The 23,697-nt window shown below is 70.7% G+C and carries 25 protein-coding genes and 1 tRNA gene; 7 read left to right on the top strand and 19 right to left on the bottom strand.

What is annotated here, in order from left to right; all coding sequences use genetic code 11:
- The first annotated feature begins 34 nt into the window (after positions 1-34).
- Positions 35-910 (top strand): crotonase/enoyl-CoA hydratase family protein, encoded by an 876-nt coding sequence (locus H1226_RS15585; RefSeq protein ID WP_258341366.1) that lies wholly within the window; start codon positions 35-37, stop codon positions 908-910.
- A gap of 115 nt (positions 911-1,025) precedes the next feature.
- On the opposite strand, the gene paaE is transcribed toward H1226_RS15585, so the two are convergent.
- The 6 genes from paaE to paaZ are packed head-to-tail and all read right to left on the bottom strand — an operon-like array spanning position 1,026 to position 6,790.
- Positions 1,026-2,108 (bottom strand): 1,2-phenylacetyl-CoA epoxidase subunit PaaE, encoded by a 1,083-nt coding sequence (paaE, locus tag H1226_RS15590; RefSeq protein ID WP_258341367.1) that lies wholly within the window; start codon positions 2,106-2,108, stop codon positions 1,026-1,028.
- Between the two features lies 1 nt (position 2,109).
- The gene (gene paaD / locus H1226_RS15595) at positions 2,110-2,616 is read right to left on the bottom strand and encodes a 1,2-phenylacetyl-CoA epoxidase subunit PaaD (RefSeq protein ID WP_258341368.1); all 507 of its coding nucleotides are present in this window, start codon (positions 2,614-2,616) and stop codon (positions 2,110-2,112) included.
- Positions 2,610-3,491, bottom strand: coding sequence for a 1,2-phenylacetyl-CoA epoxidase subunit PaaC (paaC, locus tag H1226_RS15600; protein ID WP_258341369.1), 882 nt, complete (start codon positions 3,489-3,491; stop codon positions 2,610-2,612). Before paaC ends, paaD begins: the two co-directional genes overlap by 7 nt.
- 7 nt (positions 3,492-3,498) lie before the next feature.
- Positions 3,499-3,807 carry a 1,2-phenylacetyl-CoA epoxidase subunit PaaB gene (paaB, locus tag H1226_RS15605; protein ID WP_224955760.1) on the bottom strand — a complete coding sequence of 103 codons (309 nt, stop codon included), beginning with the start codon at positions 3,805-3,807 and terminating at the stop codon, positions 3,499-3,501.
- Positions 3,804-4,751, bottom strand: a complete 948-nt coding sequence (paaA, locus tag H1226_RS15610; protein WP_258341370.1) for a 1,2-phenylacetyl-CoA epoxidase subunit PaaA — start codon at positions 4,749-4,751, stop codon at positions 3,804-3,806. The genes paaB and paaA overlap by 4 nt, the downstream gene beginning before the upstream one ends.
- A complete protein-coding gene (gene paaZ, locus H1226_RS15615; RefSeq protein WP_258341371.1) occupies positions 4,748-6,790 on the bottom strand; it encodes a phenylacetic acid degradation bifunctional protein PaaZ in 2,043 nt (680 codons plus the stop codon). The genes paaA and paaZ overlap by 4 nt, the downstream gene beginning before the upstream one ends.
- Before the next feature lie 510 nt (positions 6,791-7,300).
- Here paaZ and H1226_RS15620 point away from each other — a divergent pair.
- Genes H1226_RS15620 through H1226_RS15635 form a run of 4 tightly spaced genes read left to right on the top strand, consistent with a single transcriptional unit; the run spans position 7,301 to position 10,614 of the window.
- Positions 7,301-7,576: a hypothetical protein gene (locus H1226_RS15620; protein ID WP_258341372.1), complete on the top strand. Its 276-nt coding sequence runs from the start codon at positions 7,301-7,303 to the stop codon at positions 7,574-7,576.
- Positions 7,577-7,594: 18 nt separating this feature from the next.
- Positions 7,595-8,542: an ATP-grasp domain-containing protein gene (locus H1226_RS15625; protein ID WP_258341373.1), complete on the top strand. Its 948-nt coding sequence runs from the start codon at positions 7,595-7,597 to the stop codon at positions 8,540-8,542.
- A 39-nt stretch (positions 8,543-8,581) separates the two neighbouring features.
- The gene (locus tag H1226_RS15630) at positions 8,582-10,216 is read left to right on the top strand and encodes a hypothetical protein (protein ID WP_258341374.1); all 1,635 of its coding nucleotides are present in this window, start codon (positions 8,582-8,584) and stop codon (positions 10,214-10,216) included.
- Positions 10,126-10,614 (top strand): hypothetical protein, encoded by a 489-nt coding sequence (locus H1226_RS15635; protein ID WP_258341375.1) that lies wholly within the window; start codon positions 10,126-10,128, stop codon positions 10,612-10,614. The genes H1226_RS15630 and H1226_RS15635 overlap by 91 nt, the downstream gene beginning before the upstream one ends.
- 16 nt (positions 10,615-10,630) lie before the next feature.
- Here H1226_RS15635 and H1226_RS15640 read toward each other — a convergent pair whose 3' ends face one another.
- Both H1226_RS15640 and H1226_RS15645 read right to left on the bottom strand, forming a co-directional pair.
- Positions 10,631-10,894, bottom strand: coding sequence for a hypothetical protein (locus H1226_RS15640; RefSeq protein ID WP_258341376.1), 264 nt, complete (start codon positions 10,892-10,894; stop codon positions 10,631-10,633).
- A 361-nt stretch (positions 10,895-11,255) separates the two neighbouring features.
- The gene (locus H1226_RS15645; protein WP_258341377.1) at positions 11,256-11,825 is read right to left on the bottom strand and encodes a TetR/AcrR family transcriptional regulator; all 570 of its coding nucleotides are present in this window, start codon (positions 11,823-11,825) and stop codon (positions 11,256-11,258) included.
- Between the two features lie 214 nt (positions 11,826-12,039).
- Here H1226_RS15645 and H1226_RS15650 point away from each other — a divergent pair, with 214 nt between their 5' ends.
- Positions 12,040-12,996: an SDR family NAD(P)-dependent oxidoreductase gene (locus H1226_RS15650; RefSeq protein ID WP_258341378.1), complete on the top strand. Its 957-nt coding sequence runs from the start codon at positions 12,040-12,042 to the stop codon at positions 12,994-12,996.
- Positions 12,997-13,171: 175 nt separating this feature from the next.
- Here the strand turns inward: H1226_RS15650 and H1226_RS15655 are convergent, their stop codons facing one another.
- The gene (locus H1226_RS15655) at positions 13,172-14,512 is read right to left on the bottom strand and encodes a M20/M25/M40 family metallo-hydrolase (protein ID WP_258349427.1); all 1,341 of its coding nucleotides are present in this window, start codon (positions 14,510-14,512) and stop codon (positions 13,172-13,174) included.
- Between the two features lie 130 nt (positions 14,513-14,642).
- Here H1226_RS15655 and H1226_RS15660 point away from each other — a divergent pair.
- Positions 14,643-14,728: transfer RNA gene (locus H1226_RS15660), tRNA-Leu, on the top strand.
- A gap of 5 nt (positions 14,729-14,733) precedes the next feature.
- Here H1226_RS15660 and H1226_RS15665 read toward each other — a convergent pair.
- The 10 genes from H1226_RS15665 to H1226_RS15710 all read right to left on the bottom strand — a co-directional run bounded on the left by H1226_RS15665 (position 14,734) and on the right by H1226_RS15710 (position 23,683).
- Positions 14,734-16,164 carry a recombinase family protein gene (locus H1226_RS15665; protein ID WP_373690080.1) on the bottom strand — a complete coding sequence of 477 codons (1,431 nt, stop codon included), beginning with the start codon at positions 16,162-16,164 and terminating at the stop codon, positions 14,734-14,736.
- Positions 16,165-16,413: 249 nt separating this feature from the next.
- The gene (locus tag H1226_RS15670) at positions 16,414-16,821 is read right to left on the bottom strand and encodes an SDR family oxidoreductase (RefSeq protein ID WP_258349428.1); all 408 of its coding nucleotides are present in this window, start codon (positions 16,819-16,821) and stop codon (positions 16,414-16,416) included.
- Positions 16,737-17,042, bottom strand: a complete 306-nt coding sequence (locus H1226_RS15675; RefSeq protein WP_258349531.1) for a Rossmann-fold NAD(P)-binding domain-containing protein — start codon at positions 17,040-17,042, stop codon at positions 16,737-16,739. Before H1226_RS15675 ends, H1226_RS15670 begins: the two co-directional genes overlap by 85 nt.
- A gap of 29 nt (positions 17,043-17,071) precedes the next feature.
- The gene (locus H1226_RS15680) at positions 17,072-17,932 is read right to left on the bottom strand and encodes an SDR family oxidoreductase (protein ID WP_258341380.1); all 861 of its coding nucleotides are present in this window, start codon (positions 17,930-17,932) and stop codon (positions 17,072-17,074) included.
- 14 nt (positions 17,933-17,946) lie between these two features.
- Positions 17,947-18,705 carry an SDR family NAD(P)-dependent oxidoreductase gene (locus H1226_RS15685; RefSeq protein WP_258341381.1) on the bottom strand — a complete coding sequence of 253 codons (759 nt, stop codon included), beginning with the start codon at positions 18,703-18,705 and terminating at the stop codon, positions 17,947-17,949.
- A gap of 28 nt (positions 18,706-18,733) precedes the next feature.
- On the bottom strand, positions 18,734-20,686 hold the full coding sequence (locus H1226_RS15690) for a flavin-containing monooxygenase (protein ID WP_258341382.1): 1,953 nt from the start codon (positions 20,684-20,686) through the stop codon (positions 18,734-18,736).
- 28 nt (positions 20,687-20,714) lie between these two features.
- Entirely contained in the window at positions 20,715-21,668 is a 954-nt protein-coding gene (locus tag H1226_RS15695) for an alpha/beta hydrolase (protein WP_258341383.1), read from the bottom strand.
- A gap of 99 nt (positions 21,669-21,767) precedes the next feature.
- On the bottom strand, positions 21,768-22,055 hold the full coding sequence (locus H1226_RS15700) for an FAD-binding protein (protein ID WP_258349429.1): 288 nt from the start codon (positions 22,053-22,055) through the stop codon (positions 21,768-21,770).
- Positions 22,056-22,107: 52 nt separating this feature from the next.
- Entirely contained in the window at positions 22,108-22,674 is a 567-nt protein-coding gene (locus H1226_RS15705) for a flavin reductase family protein (protein ID WP_258341384.1), read from the bottom strand.
- A gap of 85 nt (positions 22,675-22,759) precedes the next feature.
- Positions 22,760-23,683 carry an aldo/keto reductase gene (locus H1226_RS15710; protein ID WP_258341385.1) on the bottom strand — a complete coding sequence of 308 codons (924 nt, stop codon included), beginning with the start codon at positions 23,681-23,683 and terminating at the stop codon, positions 22,760-22,762.
- Between the last annotated feature and the right edge of the window lie 14 nt (positions 23,684-23,697).

Here is a 23,697-nt window from a genome sequence, read left to right on the forward strand (position 1 = left end):
GCGATCACACCGGCGTGACCAGGAGGAACCGACCATGCAGACCATCCGCCACGACCGCACCGACGGCGTCCTCGTCGTCACGCTGGACCGCCCGGACCAGCTCAACGCCTTCACCGTCACCATGGCCGACGAGCTGGAGGAGACCTTCGTCCGGGCCGCCGCCGACGACTCGGTGCGCGCGGTCGTCGTCACCGGTGCCGGGCGCGCCTTCTGCGCCGGCATGGACCTCAGCGCGGAGGGCAACGTGTTCGGCCTGGACGAGTCGAAGCGGCCGACGCTCACCGACCTGGCCGACCTGTCCGATCCGGAGCTGGCACGCATCCGCGACACCGGCGGCCGCGTCACCCTCGCCGTGCACGACTGCACCAAGCCCGTCATCGCCGCCATCAACGGCGCCGCCGTGGGCATCGGGGCGACGATGACGCTGGCGATGGACGCGCGCCTGATGTCGAGCAGGGCGCGCTTCGGCCTCGTGTTCGGGCGGCTCGGCATCGTGCCGGAGGCCGCGTCCTCCTGGTTCCTGCCGCGCATCGTCGGACTGCCCCGGGCACTGGACCTGGTGTACCGGGCGGACATCCTCGACGCCGCGGCCACCGCGGAAGCCGGGCTCGCGAACGCCGTGCACGAGCCCGACGCGCTGCTCGACGAGGCGCTGCGGCTCGCCGACGCCTGGACCAGGGACCGCTCGCCCGTCGCGACCGCGCTGACCCGCCAGCTGATGCGCCGCGGCAGCGCCCTCGCGCACCCGCGCGACGCGCACCGGCTCGACTCGCTCGCGATGTTCTACACCAGCATCGGCGACGGCGCCGAAGGCGTCGCCGCCTTCCGGGAGAAGCGCGCGCCCGAATTCCGCGGCAAGGCCTCCGACCTGCCCGCCTTCCACGCCGAATGGCTCGACGAGCAGCGGTGATCGCCGACGTCAGCGGTGCCGGGCGAGGCCGCGTTCGTCGTGGGTAGCGGCGGGCCGGGAGCGGTCCAGCGCGCGGCCGAGGACGTCGTCCCCCTTCGCGCGGCGGGAGCCCTCGTCACGCGTCGTAGTCCACGGTGACCTCGTCGGAGCAGGGCAGGCTCTGGCAGGTGAGCACGAAGCCCGCGTCCACTTCGGACCGCTCCAGGGCGAAGTTGCGGCGCATGTCGACCTCGCCGCGGGTGACCAACGCGCGGCAGGTCCCGCACACCCCGCCCTTGCAGGCGAACGGCAGGTCGGGCCGGGAGCGCTGCGCACCGTCCAAGATGGACGCATCGCGGGGCAGCGAGGTCGTGGTGCTCCGGCCGTCGAGCACGACGGTGACCTCGCTGGCCGCGCCGCCCACCGCCGCGTCCGGATGCCGCACCGGTGCGGGCGGGGCGTCGTCGACGAAGAACAGCTCCAGGTGGATGCGGTCCTCGGCGACCCCGGCGCCGGCCAGGTGGTCGCGGGCAGCGGTGACCAGCTCGAACGGCCCGCACAGCCACCAGTGGTCCACCGCGTCGAGCTCGCCGAGCAGCGGGCCGAGCGCGGCGAGCTTCTCCGGGTCGAGCCTGCCGGTGAACAGTTCGGCCTCGCGCGGCTCCCGGGACAGCACGTGGATCAGCTCCAGCCGCGCCGGGTGGCGGTCCTTCAGGTCGGCGATGTCGTCGGCGAACATCACCGTGTCGGCCCGCCGGTTGCCGTACAGCAGCGTCACCGAGGCGTCGGGATCCCGCAGCACCGTCGCCGCGATCGACAGCACCGGCGTGATCCCGGATCCCGCGGCGATGAGCACGTGCCTGCCGGGCACGTCCGGTTCCGGAGTGAAGTTCCCGGTGGGCGTGCCGACCTCGACCTCGTCGCCGGGGCGCAGGTCGCGCACGAGCCAGGTGGAGAACAACCCGTCGGGGACCTCCCGCACTCCGATCCGCGGTGCGGTCCCTTCCGGGGAGCAGATCGAGTAGGAGCGCCGTTCCTCGCGCCCGTCGACGGTGCGCCGCAGCGTCAGCGACTGCCCGGCGCGGAACGAGTACGCCCCGGCGAGCTCGTCGGGCACCGCGAAGGTCACCGCCACGGCGTCGTCGCACAGCCGGGAGACGTCGGCGACGCGCAGCACGTGGAACTCACCGCGCAGCCGGGACGCAACGGGGGTGCTCACGTCAGATCTCCTTCACGTGCTCGAACGGTTCGGCGCAGGAGCGGCAGCGGCGCAGCGCCTTGCACGCGGTCGCGGCGAACCGGGACACCTCGACGGTGTCGGGGGAACCGCACCGCGGACAGGACACCCGCCGCACGGCCGGGCCGAGGGTCAGCGGGATCGGCCCGGCCGCCGGCCGCGGCCCGGTGCCGGGCGGGGCGATGCCCGCTTCGGCGAGCTTGCGGCGCCCGTCCGCGCTGATCCAGTCGCTGCTCCAGGCCGGGGTGAGCGCGGTGCGGATCTCCACGTCGTCGTACCCGGCGCCGCGCAGCGCGTGCTCCAGGTCGTCGCGCATGGTGTCCATCGCCGGGCAGCCCGAGTAGGTGGGCGTGATCGTGACGACGACCCGGCCGCCGGACTCCGACACCTCGCGCAGCACGCCGAGGTCGGCGAGGGTGAGCATCGGCAGCTCCGGGTCCACCACCGCCGCGGCGACGGTGCGCGCGTCCTGCCGCAGGCCGGTCACCACGTCGACCCCGGCATCGCCCGGGCCACGCTCTGCAGCTCGGCCAGCAGGAATCCCATCGCTTCGGTGTGCACGCCGTCGCGGCCCGTCCGGTTCGAGACCCCGGCGATCGGTGCCGCGTCCGGCTCGGCCAGCGTCGCGGCGGCGAACACCTGCGCCAGCACCGCGTCGAACTCGGCGCGCAGCCCGGCCGGGTCGACGCCGACGCCGTCCGCCGCGAGCGCCTCCTCCACGGGATGGGTGGTGAACAGCTCGGCCACGTACGGCCACACCGCCGCGAGCCCAGCGGTGACGCGCTGGTGGGAGTGGTCGGTGCCGTCGCCGAGGCGCACCACCCACTGCGCGGCGTAGTCGCGGTGGTAGGTGACCTCCTTGACGCCCTTGTCGGCGATGGCGGCCAGCACCGGGTCGCGGGAGCCGGTGAGCCGCTGCAGCAGCGCGAGCCGCCAGGTGGCGAACACCAGCAGCCGGGCGACCAGTTCGCCGAAGTCGCCGCGTTCCAGCTCGACGAGCCGGACGTTGCGGAACTCGTGCTCGGCGCGGGAGAACGCGTAGTCGTCCTCGCCCCGCCCCCGGCCCTCCGCCTTCCCGGCGCGGGCGAGCAGCAGCCGCGCCTGGCCCAGCAGGTCGAGGCCGATGTTCGCGATCGCCACCTCGTCCTCCAGCTCGGGCGCCCGGGTGCACCACTCCTGCAACCGGTGCGAGAGGACCAGCGCGTCGTCGCCGAGCATCAGGCAGTACGCGGCGAGCACGGCGCCGTCCACACCGCCCGGGAGGGTGGTGTCCACTCCGGACAGCGGGTCCTCGAAGCCGGTGCCGAACGCCCAGCGGGCGTCGCCCTCCTCGGTGAGGGCTTCGTAGGCGTTGTCGAAGGACATCGGTGCCTCACATGTGCGGGACGGACTCGGGGATGTCGTAGAACGTCGGGTGCCGGTACACCTTGTCCCCGCTGGGCGCGAAGAACGGGTCCTTCTCGTCGGGCGAGGAGGCGGCGATGGCCGAGGCGCGCACCACCCAGATCGACACGCCCTCGTTGCGGCGCGTGTAGAGGTCGCGGGCGTGGTGCAGCGCCATCTGGTCGTCGGCGGCGTGCAGCGAGCCGACGTGCACGTGGTTCAGGCCGCGCTTGCCGCGGACGAACACCTCGTACAGCGGCCAGTCGTGCCGGGCACCGGCGGGGTTCGAGTCGCTCATGCCGTCGCCTCCTGGTTCTTCGCCGCGTGCGCGGCCGCGGCCTCGCGGACCCAGGCGCCTTCGTCGTGGGCGCGGCGCCTGCGGGCGATGCGCTGCGCGTTGCACGGGCCGTTGCCCTGCAGCACGTTCTTGAACTCGGCCCAGTCGACGGCGCCGAAGTCGTAGTGCCCGCGGTCGGCGTTCCACGCCAGGTCCGGGTCCGGGAAGGTGACGCCGAGGGCTTCGGCCTGCGGCACGGACATGTCGACGAAGCGCTGCCGCAGCTCGTCGTTGGTGTGCCGCTTGACCTTCCACGCCATCGACTGGGCGGTGTTCGGCGAGTCGGCGTCCGGCGGGCCGAACATCATCAGCGACGGCCACCACCAGCGGTCGACGGCCTCCTGCACCATCTCCCGCTGCTGCCCGGTGCCCCGCATCATCGTCATGAGCAGCTCGTAGCCCTGGCGCTGGTGGAAGGACTCCTCCTTGCAGATCCGCACCATCGCCCGCGCGTAGGGGCCGTAGGAACTCCGGCACAGCGGCACCTGGTTGCAGATCGCGGCGCCGTCGACGAGCCAGCCGATCACCCCGACGTCGGCGAACGTCAGCGTCGGGTAGTTGAAGATCGACGAGTACTTCTGGCGGCCGGAGATGAGCTTCTCGGTCAGGTCCGCCCGGTCCACGCCGAGGGTTTCCGCCGCGGAGTACAGGTACAGCCCGTGCCCGGCCTCGTCCTGCACCTTCGCCAGCAGGATCGCCTTGCGCCGCAACGAGGGCGCCCGCGTGATCCAGTTCCCCTCGGGCTGCATGCCGATGATCTCGGAGTGCGCGTGCTGGGCGATCTGGCGGACCATCGTCTTGCGGTAGCCCTCGGGCGCCCAGTCGCGCGGTTCGATCCGCTGATCGCGTTCGATGGTCCGCTCGAAGTGGGATTCGAGTTCGGTCTCGGGGAGCGTGGCGGTCATCGGTCCTCCTTCGCGACGAGGGTCAGCACGTCGTACTTCGCGACGGACTCGCCGTTCTGGTTGGTGACGTCGGCGTCCCACCGGACCTCGCCGTAGTCCTGGTCGACGCGCGGGATGATCTGCTTGGCCGTCAACGTCACGGTCAGCTCGTCGTCCGCCTGGACCGGCGTCAGGAAGCGCAGGTTCTCCAGCCCGTAGTTCGCCAGGACCGGGCCGGGTTCCGGCGAGACGAACAGGCCCGCGGCGAACGAGACCACCAGGTAGCCGTGCGCGACGATCCCGCCGAACAGCGGGTTGGCCGCGGCCGCTTCCGGGTCGGTGTGGGCGTAGAAGGTGTCGCCGGTGAACTCGGCGAAGTGGTCGATGTCGGCGCGGGTGACGGCGCGCGGCCCGGCGACGACGGTGTCGCCGATCTCCAGCTGCGCCAACGACTTCCGGAAGGGGTGCACCTCGGCCTCGCGCCGCGGGGCGCCTGGGACCCAGCGCCCGGTGATCCCGCTGAGCGCGGCGGGCGAGCCCTGCACGGCGGTGCGCTGCATGTGGTGCAGCACGCCGCGGATGCCGCCCAGCTCCTCGCCGCCGCCCGCGCGGCCCGGGCCGCCGTGCACGAGCTGCGGCATCGGCGAGCCGTGCCCGGTGGATTCCTCCGCGTCCGCGGCGTCGAGCACCAGCAGGCGACCGTGGAACGGTGCGACGCCGAGCACGACCTCGCGCACGAAGCCCGGGTCGGCGGAGACGACGGAACCCACGAGGCTGCCGCCGCCGCGGGCCGCCAGCTCGACGACCTGCGCGGCGGAGGTGTAGGGCAGCAGCGTCGAGACCGGCCCGAACGCCTCGACCTCGTGCGGCTCGGGCCGTTCCGGGTCGGCGCGCAGCAGCACCGGCGAGAGGAACGCGCCGCGTTCGGCGTCCGCGCCGACGACGTCGACGTGCTCGGGGTCGCCGAACACCACCGAGCCGGCGGCCAGCAGCGCCTTCAGCGAGCGGCGGACCTCCTCGCGCTGCTCCAGGCTCGCCAGCGCCCCCATCCGGACGCCGTCGGCGTCAGGGGCGCCGACGGTGACCTTCGCGAGCCGTTCGGAGGCCGCCGCGGCGACGTCGTCGATCAGCTCGGCAGGCACGAACGCGCGGCGGATCGCGGTACACTTCTGCCCGGCCTTGACCGTCATCTCGGTGGTGAGCTGCTTGACGAACAGGTCGAACTCCGCGGTGCCCGGGACCGCGTCGGGGCCGAGGATCGAGCAGTTCAGCGAGTCGGCTTCGGCGTTGAACCGCACCGAGTTCCGCACGATCGCCGGGTGGGCGCGCAGCTGCTGCGCCGTCGCGGCCGAGCCGGTGAACGACACCAGGTCCTGCGCGGTCACGTGGTCCAGCAGGTCTCCGGCGCTGCCCGCGACGAACTGCAGCGAACCCTCCGGCAGGATGCCCGATTCGACGATCAGCTCGACCAGCCGCGCCGTCAGGTACGCCGTCTGGCTGGCGGGCTTGACCAGGCTCGGCACCCCGGCGAGGAACGCGGGGGCGAACTTCTCCAGCGGGCCCCAGACGGGGAAGTTGAAGGCGTTGATCTGCACGGCGACCCCGCGCAGCGGGGTGGCGATGTGCTGGGCCAGGAACGTGCCGCCCTTGCTCAGCGGCTCGACGGCGCCGTCGACGTAGATGGTGTCGTTGGGCAGTTCGCGCTTGCCCTTCGAGCCGTATGCGAACAGGACGCCGATGCCGCCGTCGACGTCGAACTTCGAGTCGCCGAGCGTGGCGCCGGTCTTCGCGGACAGCGCGTAGAGCTCATCGCGGTGCTCGCGCAGGTGCGAGGCGAGCGCCTTGAGCAGCGCGGCGCGCTGGTGGAAGGTCAGCCGCCGCAGCGCGGGACCGCCGACCTCGCGGCCGTACCGCAGCGCGGCGGCGAAGTCGATCCCGGTCGAGGAGATCCGCGCGACCTCCTCCCCGGTGGAGGCGTCGTGCAGCGGAGCGCCCTCGTCCGCCGCCGCGCGCCACTCCCCGGAGACGTAGCTGCGCAACAGCTCTGCCGCGTGCCCCATCGACTCTCCTCAACCGATTAACCGACCGAACGTTCAGGAACTGATGCTAGCGCGCCCGCGGAGCCGGGGGAACCCGGAACCGCGAAGCAGCGGCCCCGCGTCCCGGCTCGCCCGCGAGTTCACCCCGCGCACCCAGCCCGCCGGCCGACCGCGCCCGGCCGGACCGGCGCTCCCGGCGACACCGAGGTCCGGGCGTCCGCGACCGCGAAGGCCTGCGCGATCCCGGCACCACCCCTCCGGCCGCCGCCGAGCACCCGCCGTCCGCCGGGATCCGCGCCGGACGATCGACCGGCGCGACCCGCGGTGGCCGACCCCACCGCAGCGGCTCCCGCGTTCCGACGCCGAAGCCCGGTTCCCGGCGCGGACCACTCCGCATTCCGCCGCACGCCGCACCTCGAACCGCCGGACGGCCCCGCACCGGGACACGTTCGCCGGTTCGGCGGCGCGGAATTCGGGACTACCGTTGTGCCACGTCGGGAAACTCGACGAGCCCAGATGGAGGGACGGTCCATGCCGAAGCCCGAATCTGCCACCAAGGACCCGAACAAGGGCTGCGTAGCGCTCCTCGGCTGGAGCCTCAACGCGGTGGAAGCCCTCGACCGGTTCGACCGGAGGTACGTGGTCGTCGCACCGGACTGGGCGGAGGAGTACTGCGCCGAACACGACATCCCGTACCTGCGCTGGAACTTCGAACGGCTCAACGACCGCTCGATGGAGATCGCCGAGCTGCTGCAGGACCGCGGCGTCGACGTGGCCATCCCGCTGTTCGAGGAGACCGTGGAGTGAACCGGGGCGATCAACTCGGTGCTGCTGGACAACCCGCGGCTGCTCGGCCAGGCGATGCTGTTGCGGGACAAGGCGTTGATGAAGCGCCGCGCCCAGCTCGGCGGCATCCGGGTGGGGATCTTCGAGGAGGCGCACGACCGGGACGACGTGATCCGGTTCCTCAAGCGGGTCAACCAGACGCTGCTCAAGCTCGACGGCGACCCGAACGACCCGATCCACATCAAAGCCTTCGACAAGGCGGGCTGCCTCGGGCACCGGGTGATCCGCACCCCGGACGAGATCGACGCCATCCCGGACGAGGAGTTCCCCGTCCTGATGGAATCGCACCTGGACGGCTGGGAGTTCGCCGTCGAGGCGTGGATCCACCACGGGAAGATCAAATTCCTGAACATCTCCGAGTACGTCACGCTCGGGTACTCCGTGTTCGTCCCGGCGACGCCGGCGCTGGAGCGGTTCCGGCCGCAGATCACCGAACAGGTGGAGAAGCTGATCAAGGCGTTCGACATCGAGTTCGGCTTCGTGCACCCCGAGTACTTCGTCACCAGCGACGGCGAGATGTACTTCGGCGAGGTCGCCTACCGGCCCCCGGGTTTCCGGGTCTTCGAGCTGCTGGAGCGGGCCTACGGGTTCAACGCCTACCAGGGCCTGGCGCTGGCCTTCGACCCGAAGACGACCGAGGAGGAGATCGACGGCTTCTTCCCGCGCGAGGTCGTGGACGCCACCGGCGTCGCCGGGTGCTTCGGGGTGTACCCGCGCCGGCGGGTCGTCAGCGAACTGCAACTGCCCGAGGAGACCGAGGACGACGACTACTATGAGTCCCACGATCTGACGGCCCCGCCGGAGGCGACCGTGACCAAGCGGACCGCGTTCGGCAACCACTGGGGCCTGGTGTACTTCTTCGGTGACGACCCGCACCGGATGCGAGACCTGTTGAAGCAGCAGGAAGAGCTCGACTTCTACGTCTGAGGTCTCCGCGCACGCGGGAGACCTCGCAGGGAGAGACCCGTGGAACCGACCGCCGACGCCGAGGGTGCGCCGACGACGCTGGACCGGCGCGTCGGCTCGCTCGACGACGCCGTCCGCGCCCTGTCCGAGACCCGCGACTTCGGGAAGCCGGCGAAGCTGCGCCGGGTGCTGGAGGCGCTGCGGCGGGTGCTCCGGCAACCGGGCGGCGCGGCGGCGGTCCAGGCCCGTGCGCAGGCGCTGGATGAGGCCGGGTTGTTCGACGGCACCGACTGGGCCTTCCCCGCCATCCTCATCCCGGCGCTGGCCGGACCCGGCCTCCGCTGCGAGAACGCGGACACGCTGGTGCTGGAGGCGACCAGCGAGCTGCGGCTGCTCGCGATCGCGCGCGGCGAGTACGCCCACCCCGCGTTCTCCGCCGACGACGCCCACCAGTTCCTCTCCCAGGTGCTGGCGATGAACCTGGACCTGCTGTTCACCCCGCCCAACGAGGCGGAGCGCGCCCGGCAGGGCCGCAACGCGCAGCTGATCCGCGACCTGTTCCAGTACCTCGCCGACGGCATCGGCTACGACAGCGTGCTCGGCGAACTCGTCGACGAGATCTGGCGGATCCTGCGCCAGCGGCCGATCCAGGTCGAGCAGGTGCAGTCGCTGATCACCCGGATCTCCGTCTACCGCAGCGACCCGGACGTCGACTTCGGCTCCACCTCCGGGCAGGGCCTGGACCGGCTGATCACCAGCCTGTTCGGCACGACCGAGGCGTGCCGGGACGATCCGGGGATCCCCGCGTTCCGCGAGCGGCTGGAGGCGCTGGACACCAGCGGCCTGCAGTACGAGGCCAGCGGGTTCGCGCGGGCGATGCACGACACCGGGCTGGTCTCGCCGTACCACGCCGAACTGCTGCGGTTCCTGCTCGGCGACAACGACTACCTCGTCGCGGAGGCCCTGGGCCTGTCCGACATCGGCCGCACGTGCCTGATGCGCTACCGCGACGTGGTGCGCCGGCTGGTCGAGGAGGCGGTGCACCCGCAGACCGCGCAGTGCGTCTACGGGCTGGCGCTGCTGCTGGACCGCGGCGTGCTGCACGAGGCTCCGGTGGTGCCCGCGCTGTGGCGCCAGCTCTCCCTGGAGCTCTCCCCCACCGCCCGGCAACGCCTGACCGCCGTCTTCGGCGACGAGCCGAGCCCGGAAGCGCGGCTGGTCGCGGGGGTGATCTCGATGCTGGGCCAGCCGCTCGGCGTCGGGCAGGGCGACAACCCGACCTGCCAGTCGGCCCGCGCGCTGTCGATGTGGGCCTACAACGACCCGGACTACCTGCTGCAGCTCGTCGTGTGGGCCGCCCGGGACGACGAGATCATCATGCACTTCGAGGGCAGCCCGCTGTCCTCGAAGGACAGCGCGGGCGGGGTCGCCAAGGCGCTGCCGGTCGATCTGGACCCGGTGTCGCTCATCGTGGTGCCGCACCTCGACCGGATCTACGCCGAGATGGGCCGGCGCTGCGCGGACCGGCCCGGGACCCGCACCGCTGGGTCAACCCCGAGTTCCACGGCTGGTGGGCCGCGCGCGGCTTCTGGATCAACGTCGACGTGGCGACCGGGAACCTGGTGGACCTGGACGAGTTCCTGCGCCAGTTCCACGCGGGCTACCACCCCGGCTACAACGGCGGGCGGCCGCTGATCCACCCGCAGCCGGCCGGGATCGCCGTCACCGACAGCGCGGCGCGCTACATCGGCTGGCACGCGATCACCATCCTGCGGGTCGGGCCGGATCCGCAGGGCGTCGTGCGGGTGTACTTCTTCAACCCCAACAACGACAGCGGGCAGGACTGGGGCGACGGCGTGGTCGTCTCCACCACCGGTCACGGCGAGCGGTTCGGGGAGGCGTCGCTGCCGTTCGACCAGTTCGCCTCCCGCATCTACATCTTCCACGTCGACCCGCTCGAACGCGGCGAGCCCGAGCGCGTCCCCGCCGAGGACTTGGAGCGGATCATCGGCTACCTGGAGCGCAGCTGGGGCCGCGACCGGCTGCGGCCGGGCGCGCTGCAGGCCTCGGAAGGCCCGCACGGCGAGCACTAGATCCGTCCACTTCGGACTACGACTCGGCGCCCTCCGGATACCCCACCTTCGCGCTCCACAGCGCGGGACGTTCCCGCCCGGCGAACTCGTGCACGTACCCGCAGCGCGCGCAGATCAACCCGGTTGCGGACCGGTTTCCCCACACCAGGTCGAAGGAGCTGGCGGAGGTGGTGCTCAGCTTCACCTGGCGGGACCAGAACAACCCGTGGTCGCACACCAGGCACCGGAAGGCGCGCCCCAGCACGGTGACGAGCTTCGGGTCGGACCTGAGACCACCCATGCCACGATCGTCCCAGCCGACGTCCCCCACCGGCATGCGCCGATCAGGCACAAACCAGACATCCTGCCGCACGTTCCGCGTTCCCCCGGACGAACCGGCAGCACTGCACCCCGCCCGCTCACCGGACAGGTCGCCGAGGCGTCCGCGACGCGGCCCGTTCCGCCGAGCAGCGCGGACCGTCGCCTTCCCGATCCTGAAGGCCGCGTTCGAGAGCACAAAGATCCTGATATCACAACTCGCCCGCGCGCCACCGTCGGCAACGAGCGATCGCCGGAGGGATCGATCGGGCTCGGGCGGGAGCAGGTTCGCGGAGTGCCGCCGGAATCGGGGCGGGGAGGCGGAAATCGGTGTTCGACGACGATCAGGCGCTGGGGTGGATGCCGTCGATCAGCATGCCCACGAGCTGTTCCACGCTGACGTGCCAGCCGTCCTTCGCCAGATGTCCGCTGAGCTCCATTCCTGCGATGCCGTGCGCGCTCGACATCAGCAGAGCGCCGTAGCGGCGCGCGTCCGGTTCGCCGACGATATCGGCGACGAGGGCGAGGTATTCGTCCTCCAAGCGGCTCGCCGCCTCGGCGGCCACCGGGGTGCCTGCCGACGTGCTGAACATCAGCGCGTACCGGTGCGGTGTCCGGCGGGCGACTTCGATGAGCGCCAGCACGGCTCGTTCGAGTCGTGCGCTCGGTCCCAAGCCCGGATCCGCCCGCAGCCCTTCCACTTCGTCGGCCAGGGAGTTCCAGGCTCCGATGGCGAGCTCGGCCAGCAGGTGTTCCTTGTTCTTGAAGTGCCCGTAGGGCGCACCGCGCGAGACTCCGGCTCTGGCCCCCACCGCGCGGAGGGTCACGGCATCAGGCCCGCCCTCGTCGAGCAGTTCGGACGCGGCGACGACGAGGGTGCGCCGAGTTGCGGCAGCGGTCTGAGCCCGGGTCACGAGGACAACCCTACTTGACAGTGTCATCTGAACGGGGAACAGTCACCCATGTGACGCTGTCACGCAAGTTGTCCGCCGATGACGCCGGAGCGCCGCGAGCGAGCCTTCTCCGCCAGGAACATCGGACGGAAGCGTAGGTGCCGGTGCGGCCCGCGACCGTCCTCCCTTCGCACCGGCCGGCGCACGCAACACACTCATCCGCACAGGAGATCCGATGGCACAGCCGCACGAACCACTCCCCGACCTCACGGGGCGCACCATCGTCGTCACCGGCACGACGTCCGGACTCGGCCTCGCCCTGTCCGGCGTGCTCGCCAGGGCCGGCGCCCGCGTCCTGATGACCGCCCGCGACGCCGAACGCGGCGCGGCGGCCGTCGACCAGGTGCGGAACGGGCTCAAGGGCCGGGGTTCGGCCGAGACCGTCCTGCTCGACCTGGCCGACCTGGCCTCGGTCCGCACCGCCGCCGCGGAGGTCCGGGAACGCACCGGAGACCGGGTCGACCTGCTGATCAACAATGCCGCCGTGTCGCTGGGCCCCCACGACCGAACCCGCGACGGGTTCGAGCTGCAGATCGGGACCAATCACCTGGGCCCGGCCGCGTTCACCTGGCTGCTCATGCCGGCACTGCGGGCAGCGGGCACCCCCGAGCTGCCCTCCCGGGTGGTGACGACCTCGAGCCTCGGTCACCGCACCGGTGGACTCGACCTCACCGATCCGCACTGGGATCGTCGGCGCTACTCGCCCACGCTCGCCTACGGGGCCTCGAAGCTCGCGAACCTGCTGTTCGCCGCAGAACTCGATCGGCTGTTGCGGCTGACCGGGGACCCGGTGCTGTCGGTCGCCGCCCACCCGGGACTGACCGCATCGGAACTGCTCAACAACAGCCTCGCCCGCGGAGGCACCTGGCGAGCCCGCTTGCTCGTGCTCCCGGACCGGCTCCTCTCCCAACCGGTGACCGCCGGGATCGCACCCCAGCTCCTCGCGGCCACCGGACCGGTGCACGGCGGCGACTACGTGGGCCCCACCGGACCGTTCGAGACGCGCGGACCCGCCGGACCCGCCCGTCGCTCAGCAGCCGCCCGGGATCCGGAGCTCGCCCGCGAGCTGTGGAAGTACACGACCTCCAGCACCGGCGTCCCATCCGACCCCGAGCCGCCGATCGGCGCGTGACGCTCCTCCTCGACCCTGCCGCGAAGGAGGTTCCTTCGGTCGCCGGCGCACCAGCCCCGGACCGCACGAACGCACAGCGCGGACGCCGATCACCCCGATCCCGCGTCCGCCAGATCGACATCTGACCAGGCCGCCGCGGCCATCGGAGCGCTCCGGCGGCCGCGGCAGCGGGGCGTCACGCCTCCTGCAGGAACCGGTCGAGGACGCGGACGCCGAACCGCAGCGCCTCCACCGGGACCCGCTCGTCGACGCCGTGGAACAAGGCGCTGAAGTCGAGTTCGGCGGGCAGCCGCAGCGGCGCGAAGCCGTAGCAGTTCATGCCGAGCCTGCTGAAGGACTTGGCGTCCGTGCCCCCGGACATCATGTACGGCAACGTCTTCGCCGCCGGGTCCTCGGCGATCAGCGAGGAGCTCATCTTGTCCACCAGGCGGCCTTCGAACTTCGTCTCGACCGGGGGCAACCCCACCCACTCGCGTTCGACGTCCGGCCCCAGCAGCTCGGCGAGCTCCCGGTCGAACGCCTCTTCGCGGCCCGGCAGGATCCGGCAGTCCACCGCGGCCTCGGCGACCGAGGGGATCACGTTGTGCTTGTACCCGGCGGTGAGCATCGTCGGGTTCGCCGTGTCGCGCAGCGTCGCCCCCACGATCCGCGACAGGTTGCCCAGCTTCGCCACCGACCCGTCCAGGTCGTCGGCCGGGAAGTCCCACCCCGTCAACTCGGTGACGCCGTCCAGGAACTCCCGCACCGAATCGTTGAGCACCAGCGGGAACCGGTGCCGCCCCAGCTTCGCGACCGCCTCGGCCAGCTGCGTGACCGCGTTGTCGTCGTGCACCATCGACCCGTGGCCGGCCCGCGCGCGGGTCCGCAGCTTCAGCCAGCGGATGCCCTTCTCCGCGGTCTGCACCAGGTAGGCCCGCACCCCGTCCTGGAAGGTCACCGAGTAGCCGCCGACCTCGCTGATCGCCTCGGTGCAGCCCTCGAACAGCTCCGGTCGGTGATCCGCCAGCCACTGCGCGCCCTGCAGCCCGCCGGCCTCCTCGTCCGCGAGGAACGCGAACACGATGTCACGCTTCGGAGTGATGCCGTCGCGCTTGAAGCGGCGGGCGACGGCGAGGCTCATCGCCAGCATGTCCTTCATGTCGACCGCCCCGCGGCCCCACACGTAGCCGTCCTGCACCGCCCCCGAGAACGGGTGCACCGACCACTCCGAGGCGTCCGCGGGCACCACGTCCAAGTGCCCGTGCACCAGCAACCCGCCCCGACCCGAGCCCGACCCCGGCAGCCGCGCGATCACGTTCCCGCGACCCGGGTGGTCCCCCGACTCCACGTAGGTCGTCTCGTAGCCGACCTCTGCCAGCTTGCCCGCGACGTACTCGGCGGCCACCCGCTCACCCGCGAGCGTCGCCGGATCGCCCGTGTTCGTCGTATCGATCCGGATCAGCTCGCTCGCCAGCCCGACGACCTCGTCCTCGGCCACCCGCAGGCCCGCGCCATGATCGTCCGCAGCGGTCTCCATGTGCTCGTTCACCAGGTCTTTCTATCACTCCGAGCCCCAAGAGGGGGGTGGGTCCCAAGCCCTGAAATCGATCAGCTAATCTAGTGTCACAACAGAACGGAGCCGCCGAGAACACAGGCGGCACTGAGGCGTCCGAGTGGCGGAATGGCAGACGCGCTAGCTTGAGGTGCTAGTGCCCTATTAATGGGCGTGGGGGTTCAAGTCCCCCCTCGGACACTCTTTTACCCCACGGGCCTTTCGGGTCCGTGGGGTTTCGCATCCCTAGGTGCGAACTCGCCTCTACGGGCCTCGGCGTTGAGGTTCAGCTCGATTCCGAGGGGCATCTGCCCAGGTTTGACCACCTGCACCGGGTCCGCGGCGGATGGCGCTGGCTTGAGCTCCCAGCCTCTGTGGCTGCACGCTACCTCCAGTCCCGCCCGTGAGAGATAGTCCCCGATCTCCGGCCACGCATCGTGATCAGGTGGTTCCCACCCTTGCTCGCTGAACAACCCGGGTAAGGCGTCGCGGAGACGATCTTCACGGACATAGACATTGCGCGGCGCCTCGCGCGCCCGTGGTGTGGCGGTGGTGTAGCCATGACGGCAGCGATATCCCGCGCGCCCGTGGACCCAGTGCGCGTCCATCCGGCGACCGCACTCACCACAGGACACCAGCCCGGCCAACACGTACCGCCGCGTCTCACCGGTCTTCGTGGGCCGCGCTGCCCGTACCCGCTGAACGGCGATGAACGCCGCCTCATCAACCAACGGTGCATGAGCCAATCCCTCGGATACTTCCCAGTCGTTCACCGAGTTCAACCGCACCGGCCCCGAGCCCCGACCGCTTGTCCGTCCCCCGGTTCCGTGGCCCTGAGTGGTCTGCCGGTTCCAGACCTGCCGACCCGTATACCGCGGATTCTCCAAAATCCCGCCAACGGTTCGTGCTATCCACCGCTCCCCCACCCGGTGCGAATTTCGCGCCTGATCCGCTCCGGCCGGGCACGGCACACCACGCTCGTTGAGCTCCCGCGCCAACGACGCCATCGATCGACCACGCGCCCGTTCGGTAAACATCCACCGCACCCACGGCACGGTCTCTGGATCCGGTTCCAGCACGTGTACCCGCCGCCCCCACCGCGCATGCACCGCGTTCGGATGCGGCCCACCATCAGCCAACCGATACCCATACGGCGGACGGCCGCCAAGGAAACGTCCCTGCGATCGCACCTGGGCCGCCATGGCGGCCTTCACCCGATGCCGAGCCCGCACCACCTCGCGCTGCGCCTGCGCACCCAGCAACACCATCAACGCCTCGACAACCGGACTGCCCAGCTCCACCGGACCGCCAGCCTCGGGTAACCAGACTTGCACCCCGAGCTCGTTCAGCCGGGCTACAACGTCTCGAAACTGATCACCGTAGAAAGCGCGCTCGTATTCGCCCACTACCACGGCATCGAACTCGCGATCCCGATCCTCCGCGGCCGTCAACAGGGCGGCCGCGGCCCGCCGATCCCACCACGACCACCTCCGGGACCAGCCCTCATCAAAATAGTCGGCCACGATCGCGCCGACCCCCTCAACCAACTCCTCCGCCACAGCACGCTGCCACCCACGCGACGTCCCCCGATCCTGAAACTCACTAGTCGACATCCGCCCATAAAACGCAAACCGCACACCAACAGCCGGTTCTCCGGCCCCTGGCAGCGAGGTGCGACGACGTCCCGCGACAGCATCCGCAAAGCCCGACCCACTCAACCTGCTCATCTCGGCCCCTTCCCTAGCCCTAGAAGCCGAGACCCACAGGCCCCTCACCCATGACAACGAGCCCTTCCGCTTCCACCCGAACAGAGCAGTCGCCCCAGAAATCGACAACGGGACCCCCACAGCAGGGACGTTGGAGAGAGCGCGGCCGGGATCGCCATTTCACGGACGGCTGCTCTCCGGGCCCACGACCTTCGCTACGCCGTGAGGCTGCTGACGAGTTCCGAACGAGCGCATGCGACGCAGGTGGCGCGGCAGGCCACGGAACGGGACCGGTCGTGGCCGAGCGTCGTCGCGGAAGTAGGCGTCCGAGCCTCCGTCGACGAACACGACGCTTCCCACCAGGAAGTCCGCGGCCTCGGAGCGCATGAACACCACCCGATCCGCGAGCTGCGAGGGATCGCCGTAGCCACCGATCGGGACCGGGAACGACTTGATCGCGCCGGCCTGGGAGGCATCGGCCAACTGACCTTCCAGCAACGGGGTCAGGACGGCACCCGGAGCGAGAGCGTTGAGCCGGATCCCCGAACCCGCCGATTTCCCGGCAGCACCGCGTTGCGGCGCACCCAGCGGCTCAGCGCGATCTTGGAACCGGCGTAGAGCATCGCGGCAGCGGTTCTCCCGTACCACCGCACGCTGCGCAGCGCCTTGTCCGCGTCACCGGCCAGCAGTGCGCGAATCGCACGACCTCGCACCACGGGTGTCGTGGTCGTGGAGTTGCTGGAGAACACAACGACCTTGGCGTTGCCCGCGGCGGCCAGAGCGGGGCGCCACTGCCGCAGCAGCTCCACCGCACCGATCGTGGAATTCGGGGCCTACGTCACGCATCCGGCTGGGCGACGAAGCGGCTCCGGAACGGCACCGGGGCACGACGTTCGACGAGCTGTTCAGCGCGGGAACGCATGGCGCCTAGCACCATCTCCGGTTGCGTGACTATGTAGAACTCGCCCTGCGCGGCCTGATCCATGATCGTCTCGGCGGCCTCGGTAGGCGTGATCGCGCGCTCGCGGACCGCGAACATGTCACGGCGGTGCTGTTCTGCCGCGTCCACATCGCCGTGGTCAACGCCGCCGGCGCTGGTGAAGATGTCCGAGTCGACCGCTCCGGGCAGCACGGCCGCGACGTTGATCTCCACGCCGAGGAGCCCGATCTCCTGGTGCAGGCATTCGGCGATGGCGAGCACGGCGTGCTTGCTCATGATGTAGGACGACTGCATCGGCATGGACACCACCGAGCCGATGGAAGCCATCACCAGCACGTGTGCGCTTGCCGGGGCTGCGATCATGCCTGGGAGGAACGCCCGGGCGGTGTGGAACACGCCGTTGATGTTGACCTCCACCAACCGCTGCCAGCTGTCGGCAGGGGTGTCCCAGAGGTAGCCGAACTGCTGCAGTCCGGCGTTGGCGACCAGCAACCGCACCGGCCCCAGTTCGGCGCCCACCCAGTCGGCCATCGCCGCCATCGCCTCGGCGTCGCGCACGTCGACGACGTAGGGCACGCCGCGCCCGGGGGCAGGAAGTTCACCCGCCACCCGGCGCGCGGCGGCCTCATCGATGTCGGCGATCACGACCGTCATGCCCAGTCGTCCGGCCAGGTGGTGGGCCAGACCTTCGCCGATCCCGGCTCCCGCGCCGGTGACCACGGCCAGCCCGCCGCCGAAGAGCTCCTGCTGGGTCGCCATGCCTGCCCCTTCGCTCAGCGGGTTTGGCTGCCGCCGTTGAGGTCGATGGTCTGGCCGGTCAGCCAGCCCGCCTCCGGGGAGGCGAGGTAGATGACGGCGGCACCGGCGTCCTCCGGCGTACCGAGCCTCCCCGTCGGGATTCCCGCGGCGACCTCCTCGGTCCCGGTACCGCGCCCGGCGTTGCTCATCAGACCCAGCGCCAGCACGTTCGCCGTGACGCCCGCGGACGCCTCTTCCTGGGAGATGTGGCGGATGAAGCCCTCCACACCGCTCTTGCCCGAGCCGTAGAGCGCCACACCCATGCTCAATCCGACGCGGCCCGCGCCGGAGGAGATCTGCACGATCCGCCCCCAGCCCGCCTCGCGCATGCCGGGCAGCACGGCGTGCACGCAGTTCATCGCGCCGAACAGGTTGATCTCCACGGGGGTGCGCCACTTCGCCGGGTCGAGATCGCGGAACGGGCCGTAACCCATGTCGCCGATGTCAGCGGGGATTCCCGCGTTGTTGACGAGCACGTCGACCGGTCCGCCGAGTTCCGCTCCTGCCTTGGCCACCCCGGCACGCACGCCGTCGAGATCGGTGACGTCGAAAGGCACCGGGACGGCTCGACCACCGGCCTGCTCGATCTGGGCGCAGGTCTCCTCGGCTCGGCCCGGTTCGAGATCGTTGACGGCGACCGCCGCGCCCTGACCCGCCAGCGCGCGGGCCATGCCGGCGCCTGCGTTGCGGCCCGCTCCGGTGACCAGCGCGATGTGGCCGGTGAAGTCGAACATGGTGCTTTTCCCTCCAGCAGTGGTGTTCTCAGCGGTGCAGCAGCAGATCGTCGGGGTCGGGGGCGCGCAGCATCGTCCAGTAATCGACCAGGCGCCACGGGCAGGACACCCACGCTCGACCGGCGGCGTTGCGGTAGTAGCCGTTGGCCGTGCCCCCGTGCTGCCAGACGGTCCGGTCCAGCTCGGCGTCGACCCCGGCGTTGTAGGCGTCGGTGGCCTCGACGGTCGGTTCAGCGGCCGCGTGTCCCCCGTCGATGAGGAACCGCAAGGTCTCCACCGCGTAGTGCACGTGCTCCTCACTGGTCACGTTGTGCCCACCGCCGTGGTTCGGCGCCGAATTCGGCCCGGCCGTGACGAAGAAGTTCGGGAACCCCGGCACCGTGATGCCCAGGTAGGCGCGCGGATCGCGGCTGTGGTCCCACTTCTGGGCCAGCGTGACCCCGTCGCGGCCCACGACGTCGAGGAAGTTCAGGTACTCCAGCTTGAAACCGGTCGCCCAGATGATCACATCGGCTTCCAGGAACTCCCCGCTGGCCAGGTGCACGCCGTTGGGCTCGATCCTGTCGAAGGTCGTGCGGTGCAGCGCGACGTCCTCGCGGCGCGCAGCGGCGAGGAAGCCGGGGTCCTTGACGATGCGCTTGGCGAACGGCGGGAAGTCCGGGGTCAGCATCTCGACCAGGTCGGGCCGGTCACCGAGCTCCTCGTGCAGGTGCTTCAAGCAGATCTGCATGAGCGCGTCGTTGGCCGGTGAGCAGGAGACGTGCTCGGCGTACCAGTCGGGGTCGATGCGAGGGATCTGGAAACCCTTGTCCGCGGTGAACCAGTGCGTCACCAGCCGGTACCACTGGTGGAAGTACGGGATGTGCCGCAACGCCCATCGCACGTCCTCGTCCACTCCGGACACGACGTTGCGCTCCGGGGTGATCCAGTGCGGTTGCCGGAACACCACGTCCAGGTGCTCGGCGCGTTCGGCGAGGTCGGCGACGACCTGCACGGCCGTGCACCCGGTGCCCAGGACCACGACGCGCTTGCCGTCGAGCTCGACGGAATCGTCCCACTCGGCGGTGTGCATGGCCACGCCCTCGAAGCTCTCCGCCCCGGGGACCTCGGGGATGGAGGCGGCGTTGAGGATGCCGGTGGCGGTGATGACGGCGTTGGCCTCGTAGACCTCCGGGGAACCGTCGGGGCCCTGCACGCGGACGTGCCACAGCAGCCGCTGCTCGTCCCACTCGCACCCCAGCACGCGCGACCGCAGCTCGACGTGGTCGCGGACCCCGTACTTGTCGGCCACGTGCCGCAGGTAGGCCATGTATTCCGGGCCCATCGGGTAGAACTTCGACCAGTCCGGGTTGAGCTCGAAGGAGTACGAGTAGAAGTGGCTCGGGGTGTCCACCGCGGCACCGGGGTAGGTGTTGCGCGACCAGGTGCCGCCGAGGTCGTCGGACGCCTCGAAGACCCGGAACTCGATGCCGGCCTCGGCGAGCTCGACCGCCGCGTTGATGCCGACCATCCCGGCGCCCACTACGGCCACCCGGAAACCGTCCGGGACCGGGCGGTGCTCGGGTTCGGAGGCGGGAACCGGTGGGAAACCGGCTTGTTCCCGCAGGTAGGCCACGTACTCCGGGCCGATGTCGTCATCGGTGGCGACCCGGCTCATCTCCAGGAAGAGCTCGTCGTCGGGCACGCGCAGCTCGGGTACGAGCTCGGAGCTCAGCACCGCGCGAGCCCGGCGGCGCACCTCCTCTGCGACCTCGGCCGGGTACTCCCCCGGTGCCGACGCCGGTTCGGCCGCCTTCGCCTTCTCCAGCAGGGAGGCGAACTCGTCCAGCAGCGACCGGTCGCCGGTCAGGTGCACCAGCGTCATCAGCAGCGGTCCCGGGGCGACCGCGTCGATCGCCGCGTTCAGCCGTTCCGGGTCCGCGTCGTGGACCGCGTTGACCGCGCGGGTCGAGCGGTCCCCCGGAATCACCGACGTCGTCATCAATCCTCCGTTTCGTGAGCGCGCGGGGTCACCACGGCAGCGGGTGGGCGACCTTCGCGCGCAGGACACCGGCGATCTCGGCCAGTGCTTGTCTGCCGCGCGCCAGGTGGTGGAGCTGCATCAGGAACCCGTGGCCGACGCCCGGATACCGGGTGAAGGTGGTCTGCACACCGGCGTCGCGCAGCCGCTCGGCGTAGCGCTCGGACCAGTCCCGGAGCGGGTCCATCTCCCCCACCGCCACGATCGCCTGCGGCAGTCCGCTCAGGTCGGGGGCGTAACAGGGCACCTCGTCCGGGCCGGTCGGGTCGGGTTCGCCCGCGCGGGCGAGTTCGTGCAGGTAGAACACGTCGTCACGGGTCAGGCCAGGACCATCGGCGAATTCCTGGACCGAGGGCGCGGCCATGTCCCGGTCGAGTCCGCCGTACATCAGGACCTGGCAGAACAACTGCGGTCCGCGGTCACGGGCGCGCAGCGCCACGAGCGCGGCCAGGGTGCCGCCCGCGCTGTCGCCCGCCACCGTGATGTGTTCGGCGCGCACGCCCAGTTCCCGGGCATGCGCAGCCACCCATGCGGTCGCTGCGCAGGCATCGTCGACCTGGGTCGGCGGTGGGTGCTCCGGCGCGAGCCGGTAGTCCACGGCGAAGACTCGATGCCCAGTGTCGGCGGCGATGGCTCGGGCGAAGGGCTCGAAGGAGTGGTTGCTGCCCATGACCATGCCGCCGCCGTGGAAGTACACGATCGCCGGGAGTTCCTCGTCCTCGGTCGGGCTGTAGATCCGCAAGGCCACGGTGCCCACACCGCTGGGGATCTCCCGGTCCTCGACCGCTGCCATCTTCGCCATGTCCGGCGGGTGCGGCAGCTGCTCCAGGCCCGCGCGGACCGCTTCCAGGCCGATCTCGCGCATCGTCCCCGCGCGCTGGGACCGGCGCTGCCGGTCCAGCGCCGCGAGATCCGGATCCAGGGCCGGGATGTGTACCGCCATCGACCTGCCTCTCCTCGTTGACCAAGCGGGTCAGAGTCTTGCGGCTCCCGACCGGTCCGGCTCGTGCGATTCCCGCTGATCGGGACACCTGTTCGCCGGTCACACCCGCGTGCGCATGTCGAGTGCGGCGAGGTGGTAGTCGATGAGGGCGGCACCGGTGTCCAGAAATGCGTCCTGCACGGCGGGTGGGGTGCGATCACCGACGACGGCCCGGAAGTAGGTCCTCGCGTCCTCCACCGTGTCCTGATCCCCGGCCCGCTTGAGCGCCGCGTTGCACGGAAACCACAGTCCCCCACCGGAACAGGCAGTCGTACCGCCGAGGTGACCGGCGGCCTCGACCACGACGACCGACAGACCCTCCCTGGAAGCCGGGTAGGCCCCCGTCAGAGCGCCGCCGCCCGGATCCCACGAAGCACATCGCGCTCATCCCATGCCACGCTCATCGCAGCGCCTCCTGCTCGTCTCTTGAGGACGCGACATCGAGGTCGTGACGGCCTCGGTAGAAAAGCAGGGGCCGTCCCCCGCGTTCGGCGCGCAAGGAGGTGACGCGGCCGACGACGATCTCGTGGTCCCCGCCATCGTGGATCGACTCGATCTGGCAATGGATCCAGGCCAGAACGCCGTCCAGCAGCACTTCACCCGCTGGGCCGCTCCGCCAGTCGACGGCGTCGAACTTCGATCCTCCGCTGGATCCGAAAGCCGCGCAGACCGCGCCCTGGTGTTCCGCCAGGACGTTGACCGTGAACCGGCCGCCTGCGCGGATGCGCGGCCAGCTCGTCGAACCCCGGCCCGGGCAGATCAACACCAGCGGCGGATCCAACGACACCGCGCTGAAGGACTGGCAGGCGAACCCGCGGGGTCGGCCGCCTCCGATCCCGGCAACGATGGTGATCCCCGTGCAGAAGCGGCCGAGCACGTCGCGGTACTCATCCGGCGGAATCAACGTTTCCCCTCTCACCGCGGTCGATCTCATCTGATCGTCGGTTCTCGCGGGGAGGGAGACCATCAGTTCTCCCGCTCATCGGGCAGCATCGTGCTGAAATGAGCGAGCGGGGCGGCCCATCCGGTCCGCCCCGCCGCATCAACGCCGGTCACCGAAGCGCGGCGAGATCCTCCGCGGTCAGCCGCCACCGCGCGGCGGAGACGTTGGCGCGCACCTGCTCAGGACGGGTCGCCCCGGTGATCACCGAGCTCACACCTCGCTGCGCGACGAGCCAGGCCACCGCCAGTTCCAGGATCGTGTGGCCTCGTTCCTCGGCGAACGCGGTCAACCGCTCGACCTCGTCGAAGTTGTCGTCGCTGACGACCTTGTCCGCCAGGAAGCTCAGCTTGTCGAACCGGCTTCCTTCGGGAAACGCTTCGCCCTTGCGGTACTTTCCCGTCAACAAGCCCGAAGCCAGCGGGAAGTACGGCACCACGCCCAGCCCGCACTGCGACGCGGCAGGCACGATCTCGGTTTCGACACCGCGGTTGAGCAGGTTCCACTCGATCTGCGTTCCGGTGAACCGCGCCACCGACCTCTGCAGGGACACCTCGGCGGAGCGGTTGATCTGGTCGGCCGAGACGTTCGACGAAGCCACGTGCAGCACCTTGCCGGTGCGCACCAGCTCGTCCAACGCCTCCAGCGCCTCGTGTTCCGGTGCCTCGGTGTCCGGGTAGTGCTGGTAGTAGACGTCGATCCGGTCGGTGCGCAACCTCCGCAAGCTGCCCTCGCACGCCTCGCGGATCCGCTTGGCCAAGGCACCCGGTGCGTACGGCTCCTCTGGGGGCCTCGGCAGGAACTTCGTCGCGATCACCACGTCATCGCGACGCGAACCCAAGCACTCCCCGATGATCTCCTCCGACCGGCCGCCGCCGTACATCTCGGCGGTGTCCAGGTGCGTGATGCCGGCTTCCAACGCCGCGTCCAGCACCGCTCGGGAGTCCTCCAACTCCAGCTTCATGCCGAAGTTGTTGCACCCCAGGCCGATCACGGACAACTCCGGCCCATCGGTTCCGAGCCGACGCTTCTCCATCTTCCACCTTCCAG

The sequence above is a fragment of the Saccharopolyspora gregorii genome (assembly GCF_024734405.1).
Lineage (GTDB): Bacteria > Actinomycetota > Actinomycetes > Mycobacteriales > Pseudonocardiaceae > Saccharopolyspora_C > Saccharopolyspora_C gregorii.